The 26,526-nt window shown below is 43.7% G+C and carries 21 protein-coding genes; 12 read left to right on the forward strand and 9 right to left on the reverse strand.

From position 1 onward, the window contains the following. The 4 genes from NH462_RS19040 to NH462_RS19055 all read right to left on the reverse strand — a co-directional run. Nucleotides 1–1,651: contractile injection system protein, VgrG/Pvc8 family (locus NH462_RS19040; RefSeq protein ID WP_253107269.1), on the reverse strand; the 1,651-nt coding region annotated here is incomplete at its 3' end. Nucleotides 1,652–1,945: 294 nt separating this feature from the next. Then, nucleotides 1,946–2,335: a hypothetical protein gene (locus NH462_RS19045; RefSeq protein WP_253107271.1), complete on the reverse strand. Its 390-nt coding sequence runs from the start codon at nt 2,333–2,335 to the stop codon at nt 1,946–1,948. A 181-nt stretch (nt 2,336–2,516) separates the two neighbouring features. Next, nucleotides 2,517–2,804: a hypothetical protein gene (locus NH462_RS19050; protein ID WP_010379347.1), complete on the reverse strand. Its 288-nt coding sequence runs from the start codon at nt 2,802–2,804 to the stop codon at nt 2,517–2,519. A gap of 104 nt (nt 2,805–2,908) precedes the next feature. Next, complete coding sequence (locus NH462_RS19055) at nt 2,909–3,124, reverse strand: helix-turn-helix transcriptional regulator (protein ID WP_010379348.1); 216 nt, start codon at nt 3,122–3,124, stop codon at nt 2,909–2,911. A gap of 255 nt (nt 3,125–3,379) precedes the next feature. Here NH462_RS19055 and NH462_RS19060 point away from each other — a divergent pair, with 255 nt between their 5' ends. The 3 genes from NH462_RS19060 to NH462_RS19070 all read left to right on the forward strand — a co-directional run bounded on the left by NH462_RS19060 (nt 3,380) and on the right by NH462_RS19070 (nt 5,847). Then, a complete protein-coding gene (locus tag NH462_RS19060) occupies nt 3,380–3,733 on the forward strand; it encodes a hypothetical protein (RefSeq protein WP_253107273.1) in 354 nt (117 codons plus the stop codon). A gap of 297 nt (nt 3,734–4,030) precedes the next feature. Next, the gene (locus NH462_RS19065; protein WP_010379355.1) at nt 4,031–4,831 is read left to right on the forward strand and encodes a Rossmann-like fold-containing protein; all 801 of its coding nucleotides are present in this window, start codon (nt 4,031–4,033) and stop codon (nt 4,829–4,831) included. A gap of 167 nt (nt 4,832–4,998) precedes the next feature. Beyond that, entirely contained in the window at nt 4,999–5,847 is an 849-nt protein-coding gene (locus tag NH462_RS19070) for a DMT family transporter (RefSeq protein WP_010379358.1), read from the forward strand. Between the two features lie 81 nt (nt 5,848–5,928). On the opposite strand, the gene NH462_RS19075 is transcribed toward NH462_RS19070, so the two are convergent. Continuing rightward, complete coding sequence (locus tag NH462_RS19075) at nt 5,929–8,376, reverse strand: prolyl oligopeptidase family serine peptidase (protein ID WP_248694225.1); 2,448 nt, start codon at nt 8,374–8,376, stop codon at nt 5,929–5,931. Between the two features lie 173 nt (nt 8,377–8,549). Here NH462_RS19075 and NH462_RS19080 point away from each other — a divergent pair, with 173 nt between their 5' ends. From NH462_RS19080 to NH462_RS19095, 4 genes are all read left to right on the forward strand, one after another. After that, nucleotides 8,550–9,560, forward strand: a complete 1,011-nt coding sequence (locus NH462_RS19080) for a LacI family DNA-binding transcriptional regulator (RefSeq protein WP_039491211.1) — start codon at nt 8,550–8,552, stop codon at nt 9,558–9,560. 339 nt (nt 9,561–9,899) lie between these two features. Beyond that, nucleotides 9,900–11,126 (forward strand): threonine/serine exporter family protein, encoded by a 1,227-nt coding sequence (locus tag NH462_RS19085; RefSeq protein ID WP_010379364.1) that lies wholly within the window; start codon nt 9,900–9,902, stop codon nt 11,124–11,126. A 443-nt stretch (nt 11,127–11,569) separates the two neighbouring features. Then, complete coding sequence (locus NH462_RS19090) at nt 11,570–14,146, forward strand: TonB-dependent receptor (protein WP_253107275.1); 2,577 nt, start codon at nt 11,570–11,572, stop codon at nt 14,144–14,146. 257 nt (nt 14,147–14,403) lie between these two features. Further along, a complete protein-coding gene (locus NH462_RS19095; RefSeq protein ID WP_253107277.1) occupies nt 14,404–15,732 on the forward strand; it encodes a TonB family protein in 1,329 nt (442 codons plus the stop codon). A gap of 235 nt (nt 15,733–15,967) precedes the next feature. On the opposite strand, the gene NH462_RS19100 is transcribed toward NH462_RS19095, so the two are convergent. Beyond that, complete coding sequence (locus NH462_RS19100; protein WP_253107279.1) at nt 15,968–18,073, reverse strand: winged helix-turn-helix domain-containing protein; 2,106 nt, start codon at nt 18,071–18,073, stop codon at nt 15,968–15,970. A 99-nt stretch (nt 18,074–18,172) separates the two neighbouring features. Here NH462_RS19100 and NH462_RS19105 point away from each other — a divergent pair, with 99 nt between their 5' ends. Further along, on the forward strand, nt 18,173–20,773 hold the full coding sequence (locus NH462_RS19105; RefSeq protein WP_253107280.1) for a TonB-dependent receptor: 2,601 nt from the start codon (nt 18,173–18,175) through the stop codon (nt 20,771–20,773). Here NH462_RS19105 and NH462_RS19110 read toward each other — a convergent pair. Further along, nucleotides 20,756–21,661, reverse strand: a complete 906-nt coding sequence (locus NH462_RS19110) for a LysR family transcriptional regulator (RefSeq protein ID WP_010379313.1) — start codon at nt 21,659–21,661, stop codon at nt 20,756–20,758. The two genes, NH462_RS19105 and NH462_RS19110, sit on opposite strands and share 18 nt — an antisense overlap. Nucleotides 21,662–21,757: 96 nt before the next feature. Here NH462_RS19110 and NH462_RS19115 point away from each other — a divergent pair, with 96 nt between their 5' ends. The 4 genes from NH462_RS19115 (at nt 21,758) to NH462_RS19130 (ending at nt 25,991) form a co-directional block, all read left to right on the forward strand. Beyond that, nucleotides 21,758–22,063 carry a hypothetical protein gene (locus NH462_RS19115; RefSeq protein WP_253107281.1) on the forward strand — a complete coding sequence of 102 codons (306 nt, stop codon included), beginning with the start codon at nt 21,758–21,760 and terminating at the stop codon, nt 22,061–22,063. Between the two features lie 134 nt (nt 22,064–22,197). After that, nucleotides 22,198–24,252 carry a S9 family peptidase gene (locus tag NH462_RS19120; protein WP_010379317.1) on the forward strand — a complete coding sequence of 685 codons (2,055 nt, stop codon included), beginning with the start codon at nt 22,198–22,200 and terminating at the stop codon, nt 24,250–24,252. A gap of 55 nt (nt 24,253–24,307) precedes the next feature. After that, nucleotides 24,308–24,853, forward strand: a complete 546-nt coding sequence (locus NH462_RS19125) for a GNAT family N-acetyltransferase (RefSeq protein ID WP_253107282.1) — start codon at nt 24,308–24,310, stop codon at nt 24,851–24,853. Between the two features lie 217 nt (nt 24,854–25,070). Next, nucleotides 25,071–25,991, forward strand: a complete 921-nt coding sequence (locus tag NH462_RS19130) for an acetoacetate decarboxylase family protein (protein ID WP_010379321.1) — start codon at nt 25,071–25,073, stop codon at nt 25,989–25,991. A 44-nt stretch (nt 25,992–26,035) separates the two neighbouring features. On the opposite strand, the gene NH462_RS19135 is transcribed toward NH462_RS19130, so the two are convergent. After that, nucleotides 26,036–26,287: a TIGR03643 family protein gene (locus tag NH462_RS19135; protein ID WP_010379323.1), complete on the reverse strand. Its 252-nt coding sequence runs from the start codon at nt 26,285–26,287 to the stop codon at nt 26,036–26,038. A gap of 60 nt (nt 26,288–26,347) precedes the next feature. Then, the gene (locus NH462_RS19140; protein WP_253107283.1) at nt 26,348–26,506 is read right to left on the reverse strand and encodes a hypothetical protein; all 159 of its coding nucleotides are present in this window, start codon (nt 26,504–26,506) and stop codon (nt 26,348–26,350) included. Nucleotides 26,507–26,526: the final 20 nt, after the last annotated feature.

Genomic DNA, 26,526 nt, shown 5'->3' on the forward strand with positions numbered 1-26,526 from the left:
CGTCTAGGTTGGTTGCTGCATCAATAATCACCGACTTTTTACTCTCCAGTGCCAGTTGTTGTTTGGCGCTGGCAATAAAGGTTTTATTGGTGAGTAGTCGAATTGCGCTTTTAACACTGCCAAGTTGTATGTCTTTGGCTGCAAAAATGTTCATCGCACCAAGTTGTGCAAGCCAGTGAATATAAGGCTGCTTTTTATCACCATGTAGCACTAAGTACTGATTGCTCGCTAGGGTTTGCAACACAATATGCGGGGTATTTGGGGTGTCATCAAACATCAATAGGTTTTGGCCGCGAGAGCACAACACGTTTTGGGCGTTATTGGCGCTAGTAACAACAGATGGTTGCGTGTCATTAAGCGCAAACCCTAACAAGTAACTTTGGTCTGGGTCGTTGTTCATACAACCGATGAGCACATTACTGTCTGGCAGCAGTGGAAAGTGTAATCCTGTAGGCTGCTTTTGGCCGCGACAGGCATATTGTGTGAGGCGCTTTACTGACTCAGTCACCTGACTATCAAAATGTACTTGCGTGGCATATTGCCCTTGGGTATCTAGATGAGGATTAGCCTTTGACCCCGACAGCGAGCGCACTGTGGCGGTAAACACCATCGGTTTAGGGCTATGCTCTGGGGGCGCGATACGTATTGGCTCACCCCGTGGTACACACACCGACTCGCTATGATATGCAACTTGCTTAGGGTCATTGGCACTGCCTTGCTTATACACCTGTTTACTGCGAATACAGGTATAATCGCCACCTTTCGCTGTGCCCAATTTACCATTTAACGAAAACGAATAACCGGCATTGGCTTCGGCTACGTTTCCTACCAGCGTGACTTCATTTTTACCTTGTTGATAGGCAAGCTCGAGATTGCCGGTGCGCTCAAATTGCTCCGCGGGATTTTGTGCAGCAGGTTCAAAATAGCTGCGCTGCGCCGAGCTGACCGAGGTAGGCGGATGGGCATTCATATGCACTTGGGAGCCACCCATTCTAAAGCGATGGTGACTTTGGCACTGCGTAAACCCAACAAAGCCAGTTTCATGCTCGTGCACCAGGCTATCTTTATCCGTCACCGACAGTAAGCCTCGTTCAATGTACGGACTTGCAAGATTCCCCTCGGCAATCACTATCGACTCAATAAAATCATGGCATTCAAACCAATAAATTAAACCGTACTTTGCTAAGAGTCGGGTGAAAAAGGTGTAGTCGTTTTCTAGCGCTTGTACGCACTGCGGTAGCGTGGGTAAGTCTTTAGTGACTCGCCATTTTATCCGGTCTTGTGAATAGCCGGCTTTTTGTATCAACTTATTGAGGACAGTCTGGACATTGGCTTGTACAAAGATTTGGCTTTTTTCAGTTTGCTTAAGTAACTCAAGGCGAGGCTTTAAGACCACCTCTGCACCACAAGTGTGCTCAGACACAAAACCAGATTGGATATCAAACAAAGTCCCAGTGAAATACGTCGATATTGCATCTGGTGACTCAATTTCAAACGTGAGCATATTGCCGACAAGTAACTCATCAGCCAGGTCAAATTGGGATTCTAGGTTCGCTTTGAGTAAAAAGCCGCTATTGATACAGGTCGTGAGTTCAAAATCGACGACATGTACAGGATGGTTAGTACCATACACCACAATCCTTGTTTGCATTTTTTATGTCCACTGTTGTTGGTTAAAGCTGTTCCACCAATACGCGGTACTATTTCCTTAGTACTCGTGATCGGCTACTTCTAATACTTTATCATGTATATAAATCAATCTACACCCAAACTTTACTCTTTTCTCTCAGGTAGGTCAGGACTAGTTACTCCACCGCCTGCTGCTCCTGTTATTTTTTTAGCTATATCATTGGGTAACAATATCATGAGAACTCTCCAATTTTAATAAAAGTAACCTCTGCACGTTATGTGATAGTACAAAGCCAATTCACTCCGAGCCATGCTTTCACATTGAGCTGCTGCGACTTGTAGAGTCACGACGAGTATAAAAACCACGATAAGCATCAATGACTAGTGAAAATACAACCAGCACGGAAAGAATAGTGAGTATGTGCATCAAACTTGGATACGCGTTATAGATAAATATTGGGTTAAAGTCAGTTAGCTTTCTGAACCCTCGCTCTATAAGGGACGCAGTTTGAATGAGAGCTGCACTTGCTAAAATGAGTATGTAAGTGAGCTCATTTGGTGTTAGGGAAAAGTCTTTTGCGCTTTTTGTGCAAAGCGACTGATAAAGCTTAAATTGAACTGAGCTATATAGTTTGCAATCTGTTTGCGTTTTATGATGAGCGCCATCAAAAGCAAATTTTGCGTCGCCATTATAAAGTAAAACCATCCGCCCAACTTTAAAGCAGGTTCATACAGTGCAATGTCTAATGTGCGTGCAAATAAAATATTGACTGCTAACCACTGAACATTAGGGCTGTCTTTACTTAGAAAGACTGAAATTATCAAAACCACCCAAATCGAAATATTGATTAGGTGGTTATTTTCCATTATGACTTGATATAACGTACTCATGTTTTCTCGTTGCTAGATTTAAAGTAAGGCGTTTGTATCGCACCTTCCACTTGTTGAGGATCAACTTGACCGCCTCCACCACCTGCTACACCGCCAGAGCCTGTAATTAGCCGCAAGTACTTGTGAGAAATGACTTGTACTACAGAAGTCGCTATATTGTCTCTTCCTTGTCTAGGGTTAATTTGAGCACCATCACCGACCACACCACTCGAACCGATAATACTGCCTAAGTGCTCGCCAGGAAGTAATTGTTTTGAAATGTAATTAGTTTCTTTTTTATACACTTTGTATTCCTTATGTTAATAACATTTGTATACATAGTGTAACAACCTTGATTGCAAATTGCGCTATTTAATCGAGGTTGGTATCGGTATCACCAAGTTCATCATTACTGCTTTTTTTTTCGCTTTGGTAGTAAAGACTTGGGGTTCAATCCACAAACAATGTACATTCTAATTACTTGGTTTAAATCCGGTGTTGTCAGGCCGCTCTCCCAGTTGTAGATGGTTTGTTTTGAAACGCCCATCTTCTTTGCAAACTGAATTACAGAGTATCCTGCGGCAAACCTCAGTTGCTGTACTAAACTGCTTGCTTTAATTGTCATTTATCTTTTCCTTAGGGTACTCCATTAATATTCTTTTACTAACAATGACAACGCTATAGTCCTGCCTGAGCCTTGTTTGTGTGTTTTGTGTTAAACAAATGAAACGGTCAAGTGTAAAAATCTGAAACAGTCTAAGCTTTTGGACTCATACCTTTGTAAGACCTGACACTTGAAGTAACGCACACTGAAAAAGCAATGCGTTACGCACATCACGTTCCTTTTTGGCATTTTCAGCATATTAAAAAGGACAGCAACATGAGAAAACGTAAGACTGAAACGTTTGAAACAAGCATGACGCAAATTGGTGAGATAGAAAGCTCAATTGATTTAAGCACCATGAAGCTACGCGTTGAGACTCAAAACGCAATCGAAATTACATCCTTCCGATTACTCATCTATATTTTATCTGGAAAGTGTTCTTTTTTTAGTCTCTCTGGACTGCATCAAGATACTAAGTGCCCATTATGTGCGTTAGCGTATCGCCAACGTGAGCAAAAAGGTACACAACGAAAACTTATTGCTGACAAGCAAAACGGACAGATAAACCAACGATCCAAACCGCACAAAATGCTATGGCTGGCACAAGACAGGGGGAAGTATTTAGAGTGACTTTGCGTACGTTTGACCGCCTACGCACTTTCGGCCCTCAAGTGGATCAAACCATTACCTATGCTTCGCCCCGCCATCTTTACTATTTCAACGTTATGTTTAGTAAGGGGAGCAATTACACTGCCGCTAGCCATAGTTTCCCCTGAAAAAACCACCAGTTTTGCAATTGTGGCTGGAGGAATTTGGTTTTTGGCTGGTGTATTCTGTCTAGTTGGTTTTAAACTAATAAAAGGGCCAATTGCTACAAGATAATAGCCGGATTTGATAAACTCCTCCTTTTACCGATTAGACAGCTCCATGATACTCGATAAAAACTGGCGTATTCTTACCGTTGGCGATGGCGATTTAAGCTTTTCATATTCATTAGCAAAACATTTTGCTCCAGCACATCTTACTGCCAGTGTGTACGATAGTGAAAGTGAACTTAAGCATAAATATCAAGATAATGCTTTTGATAAGCTGCATGATTTAGGAGTTAATGTAGTGACTCAATTTGATGTCACTGAGGCGTATTGTTGGCAAAATGTGCCGTCGCATGCCTTTGATGCAGTTATTTTTCAATTTCCTCTCATTCCTGCATTTGGTTCGTTTGAAAGCTTCCAAAACCAGACCTTGAGCGTTAACAGTCTCAATCGGAAATTGCTGCGAGAATTCTTAATAAACGCAGCGGCTTATGCACTTGACCCAAATGGCGCTCAGCTCGGGATCATTACCTCAAAGGACGTAAAGCCCTATATTGAGTGGAATCTAGAAGGCAGCCTTGTCAACGGACTTGAACAATATTACCTCGGCCAATCTCGATTTGAGATTTCACAGTTCCCAGAGTATCAAATTCGCAATGTCGACCGTGATAAACACGTAAAAGACACCAGCGGTATTAGCTATTACTGGTCTGTTAACCCAGCTCACGCCATCAAAGAAAAGCTCAAAGTACCTGATTATTTGGGTGATAATTACTGCACTATCTGTAGGGCAGGCCCTTTTATCAATGACAGCGATAAGCTCGCACACTTGGATTCGAAAAAGCATAAAAATATGCAAAGGCATGAAAGTGCTTGGCTTAACTACCTGAGTACACAAGCAAAATTGGAACGATAATAAAAAGAAAACATTGAAAATAAAAAGTAACCAAATCAATAAATAACCATTTCAAAAATCAAGAAAGGCATAAAATATACAAAAGTAATTGAGCCATTATTTAGACACGATTAGACTAGCCTTATATCGCCATTTTTAAGCTTGTTATTTATCTTATTGGGGTCTCAATGCCACTACTTAGCCGCGACTTTGTCATTGCGATTTTATGCCTACTTTGCGCTATGGTCACCATTCAATCCGGTGCCTCTATTGCCAAGCAGTTATTTCCATTTGTGGGGCCCGAGGGTACCACAGCATATCGCCTTGGATTTTCAGCTCTTATTTTATGCTTGGTGTTCAAACCTTGGCGTCATATACCGACAAACTGGCGACCACTCATCGTTTATGGCCTATGCTTGGGCGGCATGAACATCACCTTTTACTATGCCATTGAGCGTATCCCTATTGGCATTGGTGTGGCATTAGAGTTTACCGGGCCGCTCGCCGTAGCACTGTTTTCATCTAAACGGAAACGTGATTATTTGTGGGTTGCATTTGCTATTTTGGGGATCTTGCTATTGTTACCAGATCTTGGCGATGTCAATGGTTTAGACCCTGTCGGTGTTGCTTTAGCCTTGGTTGCTGGCGCTTGTTGGGCAGGATATATTCTCTACGGTAAACGCTCAGGCAATGAAAGCTCTGGCGGGGTGACTGTGGCAATCGGCATGACGGTTGCTGCCCTTGCTATCGTACCGTTTGGCGTGGTGTCACAAGGTGCTGCATTGCTTGATTGGTCACTGATCCCATTAGGTATCGCGATTGGTTTATTATCCAGCGCCCTGCCTTATAGCCTAGAAATGGTAGCGCTTCGAAAAATGCCCGCACAAGGATTTAGTATTTTAATGAGCGTTGAACCTGCGGTTGCGGCGTTGGCTGGCTTTTTAATTCTCGGAGAGTTGCTGACTGTTTGGCAATGGCTTGCCATTTTTATGGTAATTACCGCTTCCGTCGGCAGTTCAGTATCCAGTAAAGAGTAGGTAGCTTAAGTTTCGTCTAACTGAATATGGTAAATAGAGGGAGTAGATTTACTATACTCCCTCTACTGTATCGATTTATTGTTAGTTAACTGTCGCTTCCGTTGCAACCGGGATCATTTCATCTGTTGACGTGTCTTCAGGGATTGCTTCTTCTTTCTCAGGGAACAGATACTTTTCAAGCCACTGCTCTTGCTCCCAAAGTACATGTAAAATACTTTCTCGTGCTTTATAGCCATGGCCTTCTTCTGGCAGCATCACCAGCCTTGCATTGCCACCTAAGCCATTCATTGCAGCAAACATACGTTTAGATTGCATAGGAAAAGTACCTGAGTTTGGATCTTCCTCTCCATGGATCATCAACATAGGTTCGTTGATTTTTTCCGCGTGAAAGAAAGGAGACATAGAGGCATAGACGTTTTGCGCTTCCCAGAAATTACGCGGCTCCCCCTGAAAACCAAATGGCGTCAAGGTGCGATTATAAGCCCCGCTTCGCGCAATGCCAGTGGCAAATAAATCACTATGGGCAAGTAAGTTAGCCACCATAAACGCCCCATACGAATGCCCTGCAATCGCAATGCGCTTAGGATCTGCTATACCTTTTTCTACTAAGGTATCAACAGCTGCCTTTGCACTCGCGACCAATTGCTGCCTAAATGTATCATTAGGTTGCGTATCACCAGTCCCCACAATCGGCATCGTCGGATCATCAAAAACAGCAATACCTTTTGCTAAATACGGCATTGGTCCCCAATAGCCAATATATGGGAATTGATAAGGCGATTCACGTACCTGCGAGGCAACAGCTTTATCTTTAAATTCGAGCGGATAAGCCCACATCAACACAGGTATACGACCTTTTGATGGGTCATAATCAGTAGGAAGATAAAGATTACCGGATAGCTCAACGCCATCATCACGTTTGTACTTGATTTGCTCTTTTACAACGCCTTTAAATGCGGGATAAGGGTGCGCAAACTTAGTTAGCTGCTCCAATGTATCAAACTGTAAGTCTCGGACAAAAAAGTTAGGTTGCTCTTGGCGTGACTCACGCACGGTAATAAAGCGCATCCCTTCGTCATCTAACATCGCACGCACTCTTTCGTAATAAGGTTCGCTCGACTGCCAAATACGAGTTGAAGTATTGGTTTTTACGTCATAACGATCTAAAAAAGGAATGTTGCCTTTCTCAGATGCACCGTTGCCCGTTAAAAACAAATACCTGCCTCCAACTAGCTTCAATACTCTTGAACCTAAATCACTATTTTCATATACAAAGTTGCCAGGATCTTTATATGCATCATTAGCACTGCGCTCTGAAAACACCACGCGATTTTGCTCTGGATTACGCGGAGAAAATACAGAAGAACGAACACTGCGATCGGCGAAGCGCCATTCATTCAAAATCGCAACATTGTTATCGGCCCACTCAACACTCGAAAAACGACGCTCTACTTTTGCGAAAAGTTCAGGTTCCTTTTTGAATGGCGAACTAATCGTGTAAAGGTGGTCATGATAGTCAACCTCCACACTCATATCCCCACCATCTTGCGCTTCGGCCCATATCAGTGTCGCGCCATGGTCGTCACGCCATTGGATCTTTCGAGGCCCTTCTCTCACGCTATCAAAGCCCGCAGGCAGTGCGTCGGCTAGCGGTTGTCTTGCAACTTCAAATAATGGATAGCCACGCATTCCCCACACTTGCCATACCGCTGGAAAACGGCTGTAAGGCACTTGGAATGAGAAGGGATCTGCCATCATACCAACCACTAGATTGGTAGAGTCTGGCGAAACAGAGAAATGTTTAAGATACGTTGGATTACCAATTTGCTGCGCGCTGGCATTCAGATTTAGCTTAATTAACTGCCCCTCAGAATAAAACTTAAATAGCTGAATATCATAGGGACTAGATAATAAATTCTGATAAGTGCGTGTTGATGCTTTTTTGCCAGATGTGGTTTGTATTATTGGCGTTAGGCTGGATTTATCTTTTGCGCTTGGCTGTTTGCCATGATTAATAGCAATATTCGCGATAATTGCAGTACTGTCTGGCAACCACTGGTATGGCGTTGAAGTCACCACGCCATTTAATGTTGATTGAGTAAGCTGTTTAAGATTGCGCTGCTCAATATCGTAAGCCCAAAGCGTAGCACTATTTTCTTGTTCAAGAATAAACGCAAGATAGCGGCTATCTGCACTCCAGCTTGGAGACTTGATCTTGCCTTTAGGTAGACCTGTCACCTTAATTAAGGCACCGGTTGCGACATGTTTAAACTCAATAGAGCTATATTGGCGGCTGGAGGTCCGCATAAAGGTTTGCGGATTGAACTTTATCCCCGCAAGCGCTTGCTCTGGCTGCCCAAGCTCTTCGAGCGTGAGTACCCTATTGCGCTGTAACAATGCCAACCAATTACCATTTGCACTCAATTTAGAGGTTGGGATCAATGGTGCATCAACAAGCTTTGCCAGCTCTGGAGAAGGTGTCATGTAGCCTTGCTCTTGTGCACATACCGTATATGATACGGTAGTCATTAATATGATAAATGTGATTTGTTTTAATAATTTCACTGTATTTACCTATCTTCGGCGTTTAGCAGGTGATCATATAACGATTATCGGGAAATGTGCAGAGATTTGCGATTTAATGCGATGAAAACTTGATGTACACTTAGTCACTTAACCAGCCATAATTGATACGAATTAGCATGAACAACGATAAAAAACTCGCTAAGGTTACCATTTTTGATGTTGCCGAAGAGGCACAAGTTTCTAAATCAACAGTATCCCTTGTCCTAACGCATAGCGATAAAGTCAGCGATAAAAGCAAAGAGAAAGTACTAAAAGCCATCGAAAAGCTGGGGTATGTTTATAATCGCGACGCAGCAGCGCTACGTAGTAAAAAGTCTAATCTTGTTGCGGTTGTTATCAACGACTTAACTAACCCGTACTCTGCTCAGCTTGCTGTCGGATTAGAAAAGCATATTTACGCATTAGGTATGGTGCCTATGCTGGTAAATACAGGTGAAGATTTCAATCGCCAGCGCCAAGTAGTTAATACTCTTAAAGAATACAACGTTTGTGCTTTTGTTATGGTGCCTGCACCAAGTACTCCACGAGAGTGGCTGGACCAATTGGCTGACTCTGGATTTCCAGTTATTACCATTATGCGTGAAGTGGCCTTCGCGAAAGCCCCCTGTATTCTACCTGACAATAAAAAAGGGACTCACCTAGCAACGACTCACCTCATTGAGCAAGGCATAAAAGACATTGCTTTTCTGGGTGGTACTCCCGAAATTTCAGATTACCATGAGCGACTGTCTGGTTTCCAAAGCGCTCTAAAGCTCAATGGATTAAATGAAGCGCAACCTGCGATCGCTGCTCCAACCAATCGCCAAGGGGGCCGAGAAGCGTTTAATACTCTCATCGCTAACCATAAAGAGATAAAAGCTATCGTTTGCTTTAGTGACGTCATTGCATACGGTGCAATTGAAGCCATGCGCGAACATGGACTGGTACCTGGTGAAGACATCAAGGTTGTCGGTTTTGATGACTTGCAAGACTCCCAGCTGATGAAGCCCGCATTAACGAGTGTCAGAATTGATGCCGACGACATCGGTAAGCGGACATGCCATACACTGTCCGAAATTTTAAACAAATCACAACCTGCCGTTAGAACCTTGGTGGATGTTTCATTACAGATCAGAGAATCATCGTAACTCTTAGCAGTTAGCAATGAATGTAGCGCTAAGACCTGTTTATAAAAAATGCAAATATTTGCGGCCAAAACTATAGACATTACTGAGAATCTGGATAGAATTCGCAGCAATCTTGGCCGCCAAATTTACCTATGAAAATAGTCTGTTGCGAATATCAAATTCGTGTGTAAAAACATAACTAAAATCTAGTAAAAGCAATGATATGTACCTTACTAGCAGCGCGTACCCATGATGAGCTCAGTTTGATTTTTTTAATTTCAAACACCATACTTTTTTAACATTTTCGCCAATTTACTGCATTCAGTAGAATTGGTATTACATATTTAAGGTTCTCTTTCGTTGAATAACGCAACCTTTACAGAGAAACGCCGCTTTATTGTGAAGTTAGGCAAAATGCTTCACAAATACGGTACCCCTGCCTATCGACTCGAAGCACACTTAATGGAAGTAGCCACTCACTTAGGGTTAAAGTCTTCCTTTGTCATGTCTCCGACGTCTGTCACTTTTGTGATTTGGACCGAAGGTCATGAAGAAGAATATACCCATGTGGCACGTGTTGACCCTGGCGACCATGATTTAGGTTCATTGGCAGATACGGATGACGTCGCAACACGCGTGTTATCTGGTGAGCTTTCGATCCAAGAAGCCGAGCTATGCCTTGAAGCCATTTTGCACGCTAAGCCCCCTTATAATAAGTTAATGACGGGTCTCGCATTTGCAACTTCAGGCGGTGCGTTTGCAATGCTGATGGGGACTAGCTGGAATGACATATGGTGGTCGGCGCTATTATCGCTTGTGGTCTACTTATTCGTGCTTTGGGCTAGCATTTCCAAACGTGTAACACATATGCTTGAACCTTTGGTCGCCATCGTATCAGCGGTTGCTGCTTGTGCAGTATCTGTGTACATTGACCCACAGATCAACATCCGTTTGGTGGTACTTTCGGCCATAATCGTGTTTATACCGGGCTTGGCGCTGGCGCTTGGGTTTGCTGAATTATCGGCTCGTCATCTAGTGTCAGGCACCGCAAGAGTCATGGACTCTATTATGTTGCTTTTTAAGCTCTACTTCGGTGCATTTTTGGGGATCAGTTTAGGGTTTGCGTTTTTTGGTCAAGTTGATTTTATACAACCATCACCATTACCACGTTGGACGGCTTGGCTTGCAGTGCTATTACTTTGTAGCAGCCTAGTTATTATCTTTAGAACAAAGTTACGCCATGCAAGTTGGTCACTCGCATCAGGCTTTATCGCCTACGCAGCCAGTATCAGTTCTGCTGTTTACTTTGATTATGCGCTTGGTACTTTTGTGGGTGCATTTGCAGTGGGAGTTTTTAGTAATATATTTAACCGTGTGGTAAATGCCCCTGCGTCCATTGTGGCAATGCAAGGTTTAATTGTGTTAGTACCTGGTTCTAAAACCTATATTGGACTTAATTCACTGATCGAAGGCCAAAGCTTTGTTCATGCGGATCATATTGGCCAACAAACCTTCTTAATATTTATGTCTCTTATCGCTGGCCTTATCTTCTCAAACGTTGTGCTGCCACCCAAAAAGAGCTTATAACGCACAAAAAGAACTGGAAAGTCGCCTTTCCAGTTCTTTGCAGTTGTGAATGTTAACAAAAAACAAAGTGAAATCACTCCAGTAAACTTAACTTAAACCGAAAACCACCGAGAAAAAATTATTTTATATCTATAAATTTCAATAAAATAAGAAAATACAAAGTAAAAGACCTCCAAATTCATAACTATTCATTTCAATTCAAGATTTAACAAACCCCGCTGGTGTTTAATCTTTCTCGAGGTCAACCTCTCAATCACAAGTAATACCAATTGTCTTAATTAAGTGGTCTATTTTGAGGCGAGAAAATCTTGTCGATAACAAGGCAAAAATTTTGCTATTTAGTTGCTCTAAATAAGAAATTTTTAACGCTGTTAGCGTCAGATTTACTCCTTCAAACTGAGCAAGTATTAAGGCTAATTGGTATATGCACTCAAGGGGAATTTATGTTTCGCAATAATAAGAAAAAACTAACTGTATTAATCAGCCAATCTTTGCTCGGCTCGGTACTTTTTGCACCGGGTCTAGCACTCGCTGAAGAAAACAACAATCAAGAAGCAGCTAAAAATGGTGAAGTTGAAGTTATTCAAGTCAGAGGGATCCGTGGCAGCGTTGTTCAATCACTCAATACAAAAAGATACTCAGACGCCATTGTTGATGCAGTAACCGCCGAAGACATTGGCAAATTTCCAGATCAAAACGTTGCCGAATCATTACAACGAATTACCGGTGTTTCAATCACGCGTAGTTTTGGTGAAGGTGAACGCGTTAGCATTCGAGGCACAGGTGAAAGCCAAAACCGGACCTTATTAAATGGTCAAGCCGTTGGCTCAGCGGACTGGTGGACTAACTCAGCGGCGAGCCGTGGATTTAACTACACAATGTTACCCTCTGAAATCATTTCTGGGCTTGAAGTGTACAAATCACCTGAAGCCGATATTGACGAAGGCTCTATTGGTGGAACCGTGATTGTTAGAACACGTAAGCCGCTTGATTTAGAAGCAAATAAAATTGCAGGTTCAATTATCGCACAGCACAGCGAAGTGTCAGGTGAAACCGACCCGCAACTTTCCGCTATGTACAACTTTAAGACCGATGATGAATCTTTTGGCGCTTTAATTTCTGTCGTGCGCCAAGAGCGTAACTTACGTCGTGATGGTATTGAAGCGTGGTCTTGGACCTATCGTGATATCACACTTGAAGACGGTACCGTCGTCGACAATGTCTACAGCCCTGGCGGTGGCGGCTCAGCAATGTTCTCACAGCAGCGCGTGCGCACGGGTATAAACCTCGCCTTGCAATATCGTCCAAATGAAAATATGGACATTGTATTCAATGCGTTAGACTCTACACTTGAAGCCGACAATGAAAACCAAAACTTCCTGTGGTTACCCGGTTACGGCGGCTCACAATATACTGACATTGCCGTTATCGACCACCCCGTAGTTGGCAAGATGGCCGTCGGCGGTACACTTGGCTTATCACCAGATGGTAATAACATTCTGGATGAGACCAAAGTACGTAACTCTGAGCTCAAAACCAAATCGTACGACTTAAAAGTTGAACATCAAGGGCAACTTTGGGAATCTTCGTATCACTTAGGTTACACAGAAGGTTCGGGTGGTTCACAAGCGGATCGCTCCGTTGGTTGGGAAGGCAACTATGTTCACAGCTTTGATGCGTCACAAGAGGAAGACGTAAAAACCAGTTATGCCGCCGATCCAAACGATGGTGATAAATGGAATTTAGGCTTTTTACGTTATGACAGCAATGATGCGAAAGATGATGAAACTTATTTTCAAGCCGATTTTAAACGCCCAATTGATGTCGCTATCTTTAACCAAATCAAGATAGGCTTTAAATATCGTGATCACAGTCGTTTTAATACCAAACACACAACGGATAATCGTACCGACTTAAACTGGAGTCTGGCTGATTACTCCAAAGCCATGCCTTCTGATTACCTTTCAGGCATAGGCTCGGCAGGCACAACGCGCAGCTATGCAATCACTGATTCAGACAAAATACGCCAAGAAGGTGATGCGCTGGGTTGGAATTACCGAGTATTGAAGGCCAGTACTTTCGATATCAATGAAAAAATTACCGCAGGCTACATTAAAGCGAATCTGGATGCAGATGGTCTACGCGGTAATTTAGGTGTAAGACTTGTAAATACCAAACAAACCTCATCCGCGTTTGCAGGTGAGTCAGGTGCTGAGGTTTGGACAACGGAAGAAAAGGACTACTTCGACATTCTTCCAAGCATTAACTTGGCAATTGACTTAGATGACGATTTATTAATGCGTTTTTCTGCGGCACGAGTTATGTCTCGCCCAGATTACGCCGATATGACCGCATCAACCTCATACAACCTAGAAACACAAACCGGCACTGGCGGTAACCCTGACATCGACCCATATAGAGCGACGCAGTTTGATACCGGTATCGAGTGGTACTTTAGCGACGCAGGTCTGTTTTCTGCGGTATTTTTCTACAAAGATATTCAGTCGTTTATCGAGAGCCAACCGGCACTTGAAACTCACGAAGGTAAAGAGGTACTGATCAGCCGTCCAGTTAATGGTAAAGCGGGTCGTATTCAAGGTCTGGAAGTCGGTTATCAACAAGAATTGTACGAAGGTTTTGGCGTTGCCGCTAACTATACCTATGTAGATGGTGAAGCCAAAGATGATGAAGGTAACGACATCACCATCCCAGGCAACTCTGAGCATACCGTTAACTTGAGTTCTTATTATGAAAACGAATTCATTAGTGCCCGTATCTCATACAACTTCAGAACAGGGTATGATACAGGTCGCGACTGGCCAGGATACATTGACGATTATGGTCAAGTAGATGCCAACCTTACCTATAACTACAACGAGAATGTGGCATTTATTCTTGAGGCCATCAACTTGACGGATGAACATACATTTAGCTATCAGGAAAAGGGAGTTGAGCAAGCACTAACGGGTGTCTATGCCGATGGAAGGCGCTTTAGCGCGGGGGTTAGATTTAACTTCTAACACCGAATAGCGAATGAAACTTTTACCACTAAATCTGGTCTTATTAGTCGTAAAGACATAGTTTCAGACTCGAATTAAGTCGCTTCCAAGCTAACACAGGTTCGACTTAGTAAACTCCCTGCCCGGAGTTCCAAAAAGCTGATAGCGTTTGCTATCAGCTTTTATTATTTAAATTTCCCTTATATTGTGGTTATATAGCCTATTAAAAATGACCATAGCAACCCCAAAGAGCAGTCCGAGGATGAGTAATCAATAAAATGCGCAACAATCTCATTTCTGGGCTTATTTTTTCATTTTTTCTGAGTATAAGTTGGCAGACAAAAGCCGATCTTTATGATGCTACCCTCGCCTATCAGAATGAAGAATTCACTCTTGCATTTTCTGAATTCAATCGCCTAGCTCAGTTAGGTAATGCAGACGCCATGTATAATCTTGGGGTGATGTATTTGTACGGTCAAGGAACCGAACAAAGTGCCGCAAATGCCTTTGCTTGGTTTTCATTGGCTAAAGAATTCGGTATTGCTGAAGCCTTTCAAACTGCGCAACTCGTTTTGCAACAGTCCGACGACCAAAGTGGCCTAAAGGATTTCGTAACACTTCAAAAAAATCGTTTAGCAGACACCTACTTACTTGATTCAACCCTTGCCCGGCTCAAACAACCCAATATCGTTTCTACGCCGAGTAAAACTCATGATGTATTACCTGACTACCCTGATGAGGCCGTACGGCAAGGGGTTGAGGGCTGGGTTTGGTTAGAGTTTGATATCGACCAAAGCGGTAAGGCAACCAATATTGAGGTTGTTGATAGCTATCCCAAGCATATATTCACCGCTAGCCTGTTAAATGCGGTAGAGAAGTGGCGCTATAGTGGTCCAAAACAAGCACACACCTTGATTTACCATTTTGCGACATATAAAGGCGAGCAATATCGCGAAACCTTAGCCATTCAAAAGAAGGCCTACGAAAAACAGCTAAGGCAGAATATTGACGCTGCAGAGCGTGGTGTGGCGCAAGTACAATACTATATTGCTAACTGGTTGAGTATGAAAGATTACAACGCGTATCAGCTGCTGCGTTATCACTGGCGCTCTGAAGAGCCGGTAAATGAGCTGTATTTAGCCGCAGCCAAAAATGGCTTGGACTTGGCACAATATCGCTTAGCAACTCAGCTTATCAATGTGGGAGAGCATCAACTTAGTGTACTTTGGCTAGAACACGCAGCACAGACCATGGATATCGCAAAATATCGCTTAGCGCGATCACTGCTTACAAAGGGAGAGCAGCAGGATGCTCCACGTGCGCTACAAGTACTTATAGAGGCCTCGAATAATGGCCATTTGCGCTCCACTCTTTTATTAGCAAACACTTATTTAACTCGTCTCAACGACAAAACTCAGGCCAAGACTTGGCTCCGCCATGGTCTCACCATCGATCCCGAACACCCTGAACTGCTGCTACTGTCTGCCAAACTTACAGATAATCAAGTAGAGGCCAAGAAGCTTGCCTCACAAGCATTGAAGTCGGCATCACAGCGCAATTGGAGTAGTAAAGCAATACGCTTATTCCAGCAAAAACTAGCTAACTAACCTGAGCTGCGGATAATTAATGCCTTTCTAGCAGCCAGTTTTAGCGCTAACTGCGTTGAATTCACTTCCAATAGCCAGCTATTGGTGCGTAAATTCGCCTTGTTTTCCCTAAAACTCTCTGGCTAGACAAGGAAAAAACTAAGTTGTGCTTTAGCAACAATGAGTTGGAACATTCCTTATCCAAACCTCAGGTTAACTAACTGTACCCAACCTGAGCTTCGAAAAATTGATATCTTCATCGGTCACCGTACTCCAGTAATACTATGTCACTTTCATAGTTGTTGATCCGATTGAATATGACCTGACTGCCATCAAAGCTTGCTAGTACCTGTAACTCGGTAAACCCCGCATAAAGGTGTAACCCAATTGGTTGAATTTCTTCGACCTTGTTTTCACTACTTAAATAGCGATAAAGCACCAGTTGGTGACCTCTTTTCAGTACAAAATAAACCCCGTCTCGGTATACTGCTGGCTGGTAAAGAGATAAAGACCCACGTAACTGCTCTACGTCAATTGTTTCAGTCAGCGCAGCAACTAGATATTCCCTAACTTGTTCTTTGTACCCCACAAAGCTTGAGTTCTTCTGGGTCAGGGATAAATCAGACGAACGAGTCACCAGAGGTTGTTGCTCACTGCGCCCTTGAGATACGGTAAATTGCCATGCCTGCCATTTGGCTTCTGTCGAGAGCTTCGCTCGATAATACAGGTTTCTCCCATCCTGTGACCAATGCAAGTCAGCAACTTCTGCAAAGTTATCAACTACTTTTTTCACTTCTTTAGTAAAAGAGCTTATTAAATACACTTTATGCGACTTTGATAATACGGCGAGATATTCGTTATTAGGCGACAGCAATAGCAAAATAGGCACTTCTCCCAGCGGCATCGTACCAAGCAAACTCGATGTTGGTCGAAAAGCATGTTTATGCCACAGCTCAAATTGTGGCGCACCATTATTTTTGGCTGTCACAGAGGCATACACAAAATGTGCGCCATCATCAGACAATGCGGCAAGTAGATCCATCCTTGCGGGCGACGTCAACTGCTTTTGCTGTGCTTCGCTATGTGCATCTACAGCGAGCTGATAAAAGTTAATTTCAGCCACGCCCTCAGTGTGCGCCGAAGCACGCAAGTGCGAATTAACATCAATCTCAGATATCGTACCAAATCCGGAGTATAACAACTGCTGCTCACGACCTTTCAGTACACTCAAGTTTTGTTTGGCGATAATAACCGTATCGTCCTGATAACCATGACTCAATGCCGAAAAAGACTGCTTGGAGAGTGTGGTAGTTTGCCTTCCAGGGTCCCCAAGTTGCCCCAGATTTAGGCGATAAACGCCCTGCTCTTTTACCTGATACAACAGCGTTTGTTGGTTAACTTGATAATGTGTTACATCGCGAATAGGCAACGCCGTAGTGTTGAGCACTTTAGGATGATTATCCGCAAAAGTGACCCCTACAGATTGCAAATAGGTCCCAGCTTTATCCCAAGACTTAGTGATAAAATGGCCCGCTCGATATTCAAGCCAAGGCGCTGAGTCTTGTGCGCTATTACAGCTGCCAAGTACACTATCGCGCGCTAGTCGCCACATTTCTATTGGACCTTTAACGTGTAACGCCCGTACTTCACAGGAAACCGGATCCGAGCGCGAATAAATCAGCCAGTTACCATCTAAAGACCAACTTGCTGACTCTTCACTATAACCGCTGCTTTTTATCGTATGGGTTGTTTTGGTCTCAAGATCATAGACCGCCAAATCAAATTGATCGGCTCCCTCAGCTAAATAGCTGTAGGCTAAATAGTTACCATTTGGAGAAAAGCGCACAAAGACTTCAGCACCCGGCGAGGATGTGATCCGAGTTGCAGTGACGGGCTGCTGTTGCAAGTCACTTTGCCACTGCTTGGTAATAAAAACGCCAAGCAAAGTCACCACCAGACCCATAAAAAACCCGAGCAGCGCAAATTGTGCGCCACGCCCACGAGACAGCTCCTCTACTTGCTCAAGTAGCGTCGGGGCTTTTTCAATTTGTGCAATGCATTGATAACCTAGGCGTGGTACCGTTTTAATTATTTTTGGCTCGTTTGAACTGTCACCAAGCAGCTTACGTAGCTGTACCACCAGCTGGCTAACAGAGTTATCACTGACGATAGTACCGGGCCATACGATATCTAAGATAGCGTCTCTGGTAACAACCTGTCCCTTGTTAGCAATCAATAGACGCAATAATGCCGCATGCTTCGCTTCGATGCTTCTCCAAGAACCGTCAACACACACAGATAAATTACTCAGGTCGACAAGTATCTCATTGATTAAAAAACGTTTATCTAAGTTTTCAACCATCAACTACTAAAAATTTGTAAAACTATGGTTAGGCTCGTAATAAAAGCGTATTATGAGTATCAACTAAAGGTAACTTACTCGTATTATAAGTTGAGCACAATGTCAGAATTTCTCATCCGAACAGTTTCTTGTAGCGCATTCTTTATCACAGCTGCAAGTTATGCCGTTGAGCAAAATCAGACAGCTGAAAATACCATAGAACGCATCGAAATCCGTGCCTTCCATGACAGCGTTGTCAAGTCTCTCAGTAATAAACGCCACAATCAACAAGTTTCAGATACGATCAGTGCTGAAGACATAGGTAAGTTTCCAGATAAAAACGTCGCAGAGGCGCTGCAACGGATCACCGGTATTTCACTCTCTCGAGCACAAGGTGAAGGTGAGCGGATCGGCGTGCGAGGCACAACCCCCGAGCAAAATAGAACCTATTTGAATGGTCAATATCTCGCCTCCGCTGACTGGTGGATCTCAAGTCAGCCAAGCCGTGGCTTTAATTTTACTTTATTACCCAGTGAAATCGTCTCTAGCCTTGAGGTGTTCAAAACACCACAAGCTATGCAGGATGAAGGGTCATTAGGTGGTGCAATCAATATAAAAACCCGCGACCCTCTGCTTACGCCTTCAGGCTATGGCGTTGTAACGGCCCAGTTCCAATACAGTGACTTGAGCGATAAACTCGACCCACAATTATCTGCAATTTATAACTACCATAGCGAAAGTGGCGACTATGCTGTGCTTTTTACTGCAACACGGCGAGATCGCAGCCTCAGACGCGACGGCTTAGAATCTTGGGGATGGCACGATAGGACTTTATACCAAGGTGAAAATGATACTTGGTACGCCATCCAGCAGACCCCACAAGATAAAAGCCAGACGTTATGGTTTCCTGGAGGTGGGGGTTCGGCGATTTTTCAGCAGCAAAGAGAGTTGCAGGCTTATACAGTCAATGCCGCGTTTCAGCTTTCCCCACGACTTAGGTTAAATAGTCACTTACTTTATTCTCACCTAAACGCAGACAACAACAATCAAAACTTTCTCTGGCAAAGTGCAAAGTCTATTGACCTAGGCGGCGGGGTAACCGATTTACAAGTACAAGATGGTACTTTGGTGAGCGCCAACTATTTACCCACAGCAGCGCCGTTCAATACCAGCATGGAAGCCATTTGGCGAGACTCGCAGATCAGCACCAAAAGTGCCCATCTAGACTTGGTCTATGATGGCATTTATTGGTCGAGCCAGTTTCAAGTGGGCCTAAGCCACGGCTCAGGTGGCACCAAAGAAGACGTCACGTCACAGTTTTCTGCTAATACCCGTTTTCACGTTGATACGTCAATGCGAAAAAATATCGTCGCAAGTTATGGGACTTCACCGTTAGATGCGGCGAGTTGGTTTATCACCGAAGCTCGAAATGACAGCCAAGATGGCAAAGATAAATCATACTTCGCGCAAGCCGATTTTGCGTACGATATCGACTTTAAACAGGTCGACGCGATTAAATTTGGCATTAAACTCAAGGATCATCAACGGGACTTTTTGCGCTATCGCTCCAAAGATGGAGGGCTTGATGGTTTAGCCGGCGAGCTTGGCACTACACTGGCCGCCTATCCGAGCACTTTTGTGGATGATTATTTGCGCGGCGTAGGTAGTGCAAACACCTTAAAAAACTACAGTTATGCCGATATTACGCTGCTCGCCAAAGACTTCGGTACGCTCAATTTTGAACAAGAGATAGAAAAGGCCAGTCGTTTTCATATTACAGAAAAAACCGCCGCCGCTTACGGTCAAATGCAACTCGCTGGTGAATCCTATGCAGCCAACATTGGGGTACGGGTGGTCAAAACCTTTCAAGACTCTGCCGCATTTAAACGTGTCGCCTCCCCCATCGAAGCGCCCGACAGCTATGTTTGGCATGAAGAATCTCGGGATTACATCGATATTCTACCCAGCGCCAATATCAAGTTTGATTTAAGCGAGAGTCTAGTTGGCCGTTTTTCCGTTGCGCGCGTCATGTCACGAGCGCAATTTCACCACCTTATGCCCTCAACCAATTACAACGTGACCCAAGCTCAAGGACAAGGTGGTAACGCCAGCCTAGATCCATATAGAGCGGCGCAGTTTGATGCCAGCCTTGAGTGGTACTTTGACGATGCCGGACTCGCCTCAATCGCCTTATTTAATAAGGATGTGGAGTCTTTTATTGAGTTTGAGCGGAAACTTGAGCGTCACGAAGGCATTTTGATGTCTATCGATAGACCCAGTAATGGCGCTGGCGGCAGTATCCGTGGCGTTGAACTAAGCTACCAGCAGACACTTGCGTACGGATTTGGGTTAATCGCCAATTACACCTACGTTGATGGCGAACGTGACAACGCTGACGTTGGCTTACAGGACAAAGTGCCAGGCACCTCAAAACACAGCGCTAATCTCACCGCTTACTACGAGAACCACCAATTTAGCGCACGGCTTAGCTATAATTATCGAACCCAGTTTGCCACCGGTGTAGGAGAGACCATGATGGATAATTACGGCCAATTAGACGGCAGCCTCACGGTGAAATTAAGTGATAACCTTGATGCGCAATTTGAGTTTATTAATTTAACCGACGAACAAATCTATACCTATGATCGCAATGAGTACGCACCAACAGGGGTATATGTGAATGGTCGGCGCTACTACGCGGGGTTAAGATACCAATTCTGATTTGCATGATAATTGCGCCTGTACAAACCCTAAGAATAGGTCCAGCTTTGCAGAATGCTCTCGTTTCACTTTATATATGGCATGCAAAGTAACTTCGGGTCTATTTTGCTCGGGGAACAGTTCAACCAAAGCGCCCGAATCGATATCTCGTTGGCAGAAATAAGACGGTAGCATGGCAATCCCCAATCCTGCCAACACCGCCTCTCGAATGTGAAAGCGACTGTTCGCTATCAAATTACCTTGCAGAGCATAACTTCGAGCTCCGTCATGCCAACTATCTTCAACATGATTAAGTTTAGATAACAACATGTTATGCCGACTCAGTTCGCTCAATTGCTCGGGCTTCCCGTGCGTGGCCAAATAGCTCGGCGTGGCTACAAAAGTCGAGTTTATATTGATTAATTTCAAAACATAAAATTGACTGTCTTTGAGTGCAGCAGACAGCCTAAAAGCCACATCAATCTCATCTTCGATAAGATCCTGATTTGCTGCGGTAAACATCAGCTCTAACTTTATTTGCGGATAGCGCTTTTGAAAATCGATACAAATTTGGCTCAGTAGCATACGCCCTATCGTATTTGGAAAGGTTATTTTTAGGTGACCAGATTGATGCACTCCAACCTGTTCGACTTCTTCTTCCAAATCGCGTAGCGCGCGAAGGATCTTTTTTCCTTTTTCGTACACCAACTTACCGGCATCAGATAATGCGAGTTTACGGGTTGTTCGATTTAAAAGTACTTGTCCATAAGACGACTCTAGCTGAGCTATCGATTTACTCACCGCTGATGTCGTGGTACCGAGCTGCTCTGCAGCTCGGCTGAAGGAATGCTGTTCAGCGACACAACATAATATTTTAAGTAAGTGAAGTTTATCGTATTCCTTTCTCATTGTTTCCTCTTAGGAAAAAGTCTTTACACCAAATGAATATATATTAACTAAAAATAAAAAGTACACTTAACTCAAAAGAAAATAAAGGACATCAACATGATCACCACGTCGTGCCACTGCGGCCAGATCCACTATCGTATTTTCACCACGACAACAGCCAACGAAATATGCACTGGTGTGCAGTTCATTCAGACTCACGGTCTTATCGAAAATCCTTGTAAATCTCTCGAACGATTTGTGGTGCCGCATTCGAAAGCTCAAACCATCCAAGAGCATGGTTTTTGCAAACACTGTGGTGCTTCTATCTACATCATGGATGACAAAGGCAACATTTCGTATGCACTTAATCACCTTATGCCGTTTCAAGCTGATTATTCAGGCGTGCTGAATTTTGGCCTATAAAAGATAGCTGCTTCGCTTTATCAGGCTTAACCGACAATTAATCGCAAACATTGGTTTTTATTCTGGTGACAAGTAGAATGCCTAAAAACTTCATCTTGAAGTTACAACAAGTGAATGAAAATTTAGGATAAATAATGAAACTACTTAAGTCTGCTTTGGCTTTAGCAATGGGCTTCACCAGTGCTGCAAGCCTCGCAAGCGATACCATCACTATTGAAGACATCCCAAAGATCCAATCGGTAAGCTCAACGTCGGTGAGTCCTGACGGCGAACTCGTTGCTTTTACTCGCTCTGTACCGCGCGAGCTTTACGTTGACCAAAATGGTTCTAATTATAGTGAACTTTATGTGATTGACGACGAAGGGGTAGAGCGCCCATTTATCACTGGTAAAGTGAGCATCTCAAGCATCTCTTGGTCAGCCGACGGTCAGTTCATTTATTTCCTAACCAAGAAAAAAGAAGACAAGCAACGCGCTCTTTATCGCATCGCGGTAAACGGTGGGGAAGCACAGAAAGTGCTTTCACTAAAAGGAACTGGGATCTCGGCTTATAGCCTAAGTCCTGATGGCAAACAGGTTGCGATCCTTGCAATGCCAGCTGCCGATAAGTCAGAAAAAGAGCTGAAAAAGCTTGGTTTTATGGCTGAAGTGTATGAACTGGGTTTAAAAAACAAACAGCTTCATATCATTGATCTTACAGCATCAGAAAAACCGCTGACTCCAGCGGCACTGAACATCGAAGGCTATGTTAGTGAAATCAACTGGGCTGACGATGCCTCTAAATTACTGGTAAAAACCCAGCCAACAGCGCTTATTGATGACAAGTATATGAAGTCACAATGGCATGTACTTGATGCGAAAACACAACAAATTACCACGTCATTCAAAACAGAAGGTAAGCTTGGTACCGCAGAGTTTTCTCACGATGGTAAATACATCGCTATTTTAGGCGCTGAAGACAAGCACGACCCGGCAACTGGTCGCTTGTACCTTGCCGATGCACAAAGCGGCAAAGTAGAAGAGTGGATCCCAAACTTTATGGGTCACATCGGTGATTTTGAGTGGTCAAACCGTAAGAACCAGCTGACTTTTGTCGCAAACGTCGGCGCTGAAAGTTTTGTTGGCCAAATTAAAGTTGGCTCAAACAAATACAAGAAACTTATCAAAGAAGGTAAGTTTATCGCATCGAATCTATCAATCTCTGATTCAGACAAAACCATTGCCCTACGTGCGAATACAGCTAAGCACCCAAATGAAGTGTTTGTGATCCGCTCAAGCAAGGCAACTCGTCTATCAAACTCAAACCCGTGGTTAGACAACAAACGTTTTGCAAAACAAGAGGCTATTAACTTCAAAGCCCGCGATGGTGTTGAAATTGGTGGCGTATTAATTTATCCACTTGATTATCAAGAAGGTACGCGTTATCCACTGATCATGTCAGTGCACGGTGGTCCTGAAAGCCACGATAAGAATGGCTGGCTCACGAGCTATTCAGATCCAGGTCAAATGGGCGCAGCACGCGGCTATGCGGTATTCTATCCAAACTACCGTGGTTCGACAGGTAAAGGCGTTGATTACTCAAAACTTGGCCAAGGCGACTACGCAGGTAAAGAGTTTGACGACTTAGTAGATATGAAAGAATACCTAGTCAATACCGGTTTAGTAGACACCAAGCGTGTTGGTATTACTGGTGGCTCTTACGGCGGTTATGCCTCTGCTTGGGGTGCTACAAAACTAACTGAACACTTTGCGGCAAGCGTGATGTTTGTTGGGGTAACTAACCAACTATCTAAGTTTGGTACTACCGATATCTCAAACGAAATGTACCTAGTGCACGCTCGCTCTTACCCTTGGGATAAATGGCAGTGGTACCTAGAGCGCAGTCCGATTTACTGGGCTGGTCAATCAAAGACGCCATTACTAATTATGCATGGTAAAGATGACCCGCGTGTACACCCAGCACAATCTATGGAGCTATATCGCTATATGAAAGTGCAAGGTAAAGACGTACGTCTAGTTTACTATCCAGGCGAAGGTCACGGTAACCGCAAAGCAGCGGCTCAATATGACTACAGCTTGCGCTTGATGCGCTGGATGGACAACTACCTAATCGAAGGCAAAAAAGACATGCCAGATTATGAAATTGACCACGCGGCGAAGCTAAAAGCAGTTAAAGACGCGAATAAATAAGTAAGCAAGCTTAGGGGCGCTAATTTGCGCCCTTTTTTATCAAGGAAAAAAGATATTGCATTTAACTACAATCAAACTCGACACCGAGCGATTCACACTTAGACCCCTAACTTTACAAGATGCCGAAGCACTATTTGCCATATTCTCGGACGCAGACGTCATGCGCTATTGGAACACGACACCTTGGGAATGCCTTGACGATGCAACGCAATTTATCAAGCAATCACACGAAGACTTGACTACGCAACAAGCGATCACACTGGCCATTGTTTCAAAAATTGATGAAGCATTAATTGGCAAGTGTTTACTATTTAGCTGGGATAAAGAGTCACGTCGCGCCGAAATTGGCTTTGGTATTGCCAAATCTCACTGGGGGCAAGGTGTAATTCAAGAAGCGGGCTCTGCACTCATTAACTATGCTTTTTCAACACTGCAGTTGAGGCGTATTGAAGCTGAAATTGATCCTGCTAATATCGGCTCAGCCAAAGTGCTAACAAAACTTGGATTTACTAAAGAAGGTCACTTACGTGCTCGCTGGGAAATTGCTGGTGAAGTCTCAGACTCTGCACTATTCGGCTTACTTGCAAGCGACGTAAACTAACTAAAGTGATCGCCTTTTCCCTAAACTTAATCACTTTAAATCAGCGACATACTTAATGTCGCTTTGAGAACTAACCGCCAATATATTCTATCAACTAAAGCACTTTGATTTTTCACATTCCGCTGTTAACATAACATCCCCAAAAAGGAAACAACTACTCAACTTGTCTTGAATTTGACAATCTACTTTGTTGATCTCACTACTTAAGGAAAGCAAAATGATAAAAAATGCAGTCGTGCTAGGACTCATCTTTAGCGCCCATACTCTCGCCTTTGACCTCGAGAATACATACCCAACCACTGAAATAAAATACTTGGATGACGGCACTGAAATCTCTGTGCCTTTTCATGTCAAGGGAGAAGCAACCAGTGCAGTCCTCGGTTTAGTTAATGCAAAACGAGCAAAACGATTTTTATGGAATGACGGTTGGAAAGTTGTTACGCCAAAATGTGATGGCAAAAGCTCCGGAAAAGGTATTGCGGCTTTTTACACTCAAAAAATCACAGAAAGTCCAGCAGGAGCATACAACGAAACGGTCGCGACGTTTTTTATTCAACGCAGAAATGCGCCAGATCTCGATTTACCTTGTCCAAGCGACCTGAACTCCCTTGAAGCACAGGTAAACTATGCAATGGCTGCATTTACAACTATCAATACTGCCAATGCTGAAAAGCAGTCGATGGGGCTCCCTCACGACTACGCATCATTCAACTTTCATTTGATGCTAGACAATGCGAAAGCGGTTGAGGCCGGTGAAATATGGGGTTACCCCAAACAATTGGCCCAAGTTGACATCACCCTAAGTGAAAATACACATCGTCTTGAGCTGGCCAAGAAAAATGGTAAGCCTTTGCTCAGTGCTGAATATCAGCGCAAAATTGGCACAAACACGCCACTGTACTCAGTCGGTGACAATGTTGTGCCCAGCTTTAACCTTCCCGATGAGTCTAAGATCCCTCAACTCAGTGGCGTATTGACCTCAGCTAGCGGCTGGATCTTGCCTTTCGTTGGTAAGTTTACGATTCACTCACCAAAAAGTGTCACCACGCGATTTTTACGCAAAACGCAGTTTACTCCTATCGCGGTATTAGAATTCACTAACGTTGAAGGCGTTGCGCTACCACTTTACGATAGGTAACCTTCATTAGTATAGGCAGAGGCTTAACGGCCTCTGCATTTTAATTACCTTTGCTTGTATTGCGTTTTGCAGTATCCGCGATTTACCGCTTTGCTTCTAAGTTTAATATGCTTTGTATTACGGCCATTTACTCGTTGCCGCCATAGCCTAAAACTACTAGATTTTAGGCTACAACGCATCAACTTGATCACGTCAGGCTCGCTAAGCTCAAACTGTCGCTCGATAGCTTCAAATGGCGTCCTATCTTCCCACGCCATTTCAATGATCCTGGAAATTTCTGAGTCACTAAATTGCACTTGCTTAATCTTGTTGTGTTCTAATCAGAATCACACATACGCCCCGAGTGCCAAAATAGATTAAAAATACTTACGGCCAATCAATATTCCCATAGCAATACCGATAGGCAAGGTGTACATGATTTGCCCTGGTGCAACGCCCACGGCTGTGCCTATTCCCGCGCCGATAGCGAGCCCCAGACCTATTTTTCGATTGGCATTTTGTTTATCACATTTCATTGATTGTTCCATCATCTAAA

Origin of the sequence: Pseudoalteromonas sp. OANN1 (genome assembly GCF_024124685.1) — a bacterium.
Classification (GTDB): Bacteria; Pseudomonadota; Gammaproteobacteria; order Enterobacterales; family Alteromonadaceae; genus Pseudoalteromonas; species Pseudoalteromonas piscicida.